Source organism: Pseudomonas sp. P5_A12 (assembly GCF_056400685.1).
Genome location: NZ_JBFUKU010000456.1, coordinates 1 through 2,920 on the forward strand (window position 1 = coordinate 1; position 2,920 = coordinate 2,920).

4 protein-coding genes are annotated in these 2,920 nt (G+C 59.0%); 3 read left to right on the forward strand and 1 reads right to left on the reverse strand.

What is annotated here, in order from left to right; all coding sequences use genetic code 11:
• The first annotated feature begins 164 nt into the window (after positions 1–164).
• The 3 genes from rdgC to sugE all read left to right on the forward strand — a co-directional run bounded on the left by rdgC (position 165) and on the right by sugE (position 2,631).
• The gene (gene rdgC, locus AC1DSG_RS29790; protein WP_477794073.1) at positions 165–1,085 is read left to right on the forward strand and encodes a recombination-associated protein RdgC; all 921 of its coding nucleotides are present in this window, start codon (positions 165–167) and stop codon (positions 1,083–1,085) included.
• 146 nt (positions 1,086–1,231) lie between these two features.
• Positions 1,232–2,197 carry a bile acid:sodium symporter family protein gene (locus tag AC1DSG_RS29795; protein ID WP_477794074.1) on the forward strand — a complete coding sequence of 322 codons (966 nt, stop codon included), beginning with the start codon at positions 1,232–1,234 and terminating at the stop codon, positions 2,195–2,197.
• 119 nt (positions 2,198–2,316) lie between these two features.
• On the forward strand, positions 2,317–2,631 hold the full coding sequence (sugE, locus tag AC1DSG_RS29800) for a quaternary ammonium compound efflux SMR transporter SugE (protein WP_150778620.1): 315 nt from the start codon (positions 2,317–2,319) through the stop codon (positions 2,629–2,631).
• A gap of 143 nt (positions 2,632–2,774) precedes the next feature.
• Here sugE and AC1DSG_RS29805 read toward each other — a convergent pair.
• On the reverse strand, positions 2,775–2,920 hold a 146-nt coding region (locus tag AC1DSG_RS29805), incomplete at its 5' end, for an SMR family transporter (RefSeq protein ID WP_477794075.1).

The following is a 2,920-nucleotide window of genomic DNA, read 5'->3' on the forward strand; positions in this document are numbered from 1 at the left end:
GTGTGGCGCGCATGTGTGGCGCGCATTCTACGGAGCGACCTCACCTCTGGCAAGCACTTTTTTAAATAATTTTCTCAGGCCTTCCAAAGGCTTAGCGAAGGGTTGGCCTATGGCGCCGCTAAGAGAATAATGCCCCCCTTTGTATATAAGGAGAGACTTACCCCATGTGGTTCAAAAACCTGCTTATCTATCGCCTGACCCAAGATCTGCCTGTTGATGCCGAGGCGTTGGAAACTGCACTGGCCACCAAACTGGCGCGTTCATGTGCAAGCCAGGAGTTGACCACCTACGGTTTCGTCGCGCCATTCGGTAAGGGTGAAGATGCACCGCTGGTCCATGTCAGCGGCGACTTCCTGCTGATCTCTGCGCGTAAAGAAGAACGCATTTTGCCAGGCAGCGTCGTGCGCGACGCCGTGAAGGAAAAGGTCGATGAGATCGAAGCCGAGCAAATGCGCAAGGTCTATAAGAAGGAGCGCGACCAGATCAAGGATGAAATCATCCAGGCGTTCCTGCCGCGCGCCTTTATTCGTCGCTCGTCGACTTTCGCCGCCATCGCGCCGAAACAGGGCCTGATCCTGGTCAACTCGGCCAGCCCGAAACGTGCCGAGGACTTGCTGTCCACCCTGCGTGAAGTAATCGGCACTCTGCCGGTACGTCCGCTGACCGTCAAAATGTCGCCAACCGCCACCATGACTGAATGGGTCACCACCCAGAAAGCCGCGGACGATTTCTTTGTGCTGGATGAATGCGAGCTGCGTGATACCCACGAAGACGGCGGGATTGTGCGTTGCAAGCGTCAGGATCTGACCAGTGAAGAAATCCAGCTGCACCTGAGCACCGGCAAAGTGGTCACTCAGCTGTCGCTGGCCTGGCAAGACAAACTGTCTTTCGTCCTCGACGACAAGATGGTGGTCAAGCGCCTGAAGTTCGAAGACCTGCTGCAAGACCAGGCGGAACAGGACGGCGGCGAAGAGGCCCTGGGCCAACTGGACGCGAGCTTTACCCTGATGATGCTGACCTTCGGTGACTTCCTGCCGGCACTGGTTGAAGCCTTGGGTGGCGAAGAGACCCCACAAGGTATCTAAAGCCTTGTGATCTCAATTGTGGGAGCGAGCCTGCTCGCGATAGCGGATTAACAGTCGACGTAAATGTTGACCGTGATGACACCATCGCGAGCAGGCTCGCTCCCACATTGGTATTTGTGGTGTTACTTATTAATAAGGATCAGGCCATGCGCGCACTCGCTGCATTGAGTCGTTTTGTCGGCAATACCTTCGCTTACTGGGTACTGATTTTCGCGGTCGTGGCCTTCCTGCAACCGGCGTGGTTCATCGGCCTCAAGGGCGCGATCGTGCCGCTGCTGGGGTTGGTGATGTTCGGCATGGGCCTGACCCTCAAACTTGAAGACTTCGCCGAAGTCGCCCGCCATCCATGGCGAGTGGCCTTGGGCGTGGTTGCGCATTTCGTGATCATGCCCGGTGTGGCGTGGTTGCTCTGCCAGGCGTTTCACCTGCCACCGGAAATCGCCGTCGGTGTGATTCTGGTCGGTTGCTGCCCAAGCGGCACCTCCTCAAACGTGATGACGTGGCTGGCGCGCGGCGATCTGGCCCTGTCGGTGGCCATCGCCGCCGTCACCACCCTCCTCGCCCCGCTGCTGACCCCTGCGTTGATCTGGCTGCTGGCGTCGGCCTGGTTGCCGGTGTCCTTCATGGAGCTGTTCTGGTCGATTCTGCAAGTGGTGCTGCTGCCAATCATCCTCGGTGTGGTGGCTCAACGGGTACTGGGTGCCAAGGTTCGACACGCGGTGGAAGTGTTGCCGCTGATCTCGGTGGTGAGCATCGTGATCATCGTCACCGCCGTGGTGGCCGCCAGCCAGGCGAAGATTGCCGAGTCCGGCCTGCTCATCATGGCGGTGGTGATGCTGCACAATAGCTTCGGGTATCTGCTGGGCTACTTCACCGGGCGCCTGTTCAAGCTGCCGCTGGCCCAACGCAAATCGCTTGCGCTGGAAGTCGGCATGCAAAACTCCGGGCTGGGCGCCGCACTGGCCAGTGCACACTTCTCGCCGCTGGCGGCGGTGCCAAGTGCTTTGTTCAGCGTGTGGCACAACATTTCCGGGGCGCTGCTCTCGACGTATTTCCGTCGAATGAGCGAGAAAGAAGACCGTGAAATCGCTGCACAGCAGGCAACCGAATAAGCCGAAAACTTGATCCCCGGGTTAATGATGGGCACTCTATGGCGCAACGCGAGGACGACCTCGCGGCTCGATCGAGTCATTAATCTGGGGACGACCCCGTCAATCGATGGAGGTCTTTCATGTCCTGGATCATCCTGTTTTTCGCCGGCCTGTTCGAAGTCGGCTGGGCCGTTGGCCTGAAGTATACCGACGGTTTCAGCCGCCCTCTTCCCACCGCGTTGACCGTTGCGGCCATGGCCGTCAGCCTTGGTTTGCTGGGCCTTGCGATGAAGGAATTGCCCCTGGGCACAGCCTATGCGATCTGGACGGGCGTGGGTGCGGTCGGCACGGTAATCGCCGGGATCATTCTGTTTGGTGAATCGATGGCGCTGTTTCGGCTGGCCAGTGTGGCGTTGATTATTGCCGGGCTGATTGGGCTCAAGGTCAGCGCTTAGGTCACTACCGCCATCGTCGGAACGCCGCCCGGGGCAAGCCCGGCTCCCACAGGTTTTGTGTTGTTCCACAAATTGTGTGAACTCCATAATCCTGTGGGAGCCGGGCTTGCCCCGGGCGGCGTTCCGACGATGGCGGTRGTGACCTAAGCGCTGACCTTGAGCCCAATCAGCCCGGCAATAATCAACGCCACACTGGCCAGCCGAAACAGCGCCATCGATTCACCAAACAGAATGATCCCGGCGATTACCGTGCCGACCGCACCCACGCCCGTCCAGATCGCATAGGCTG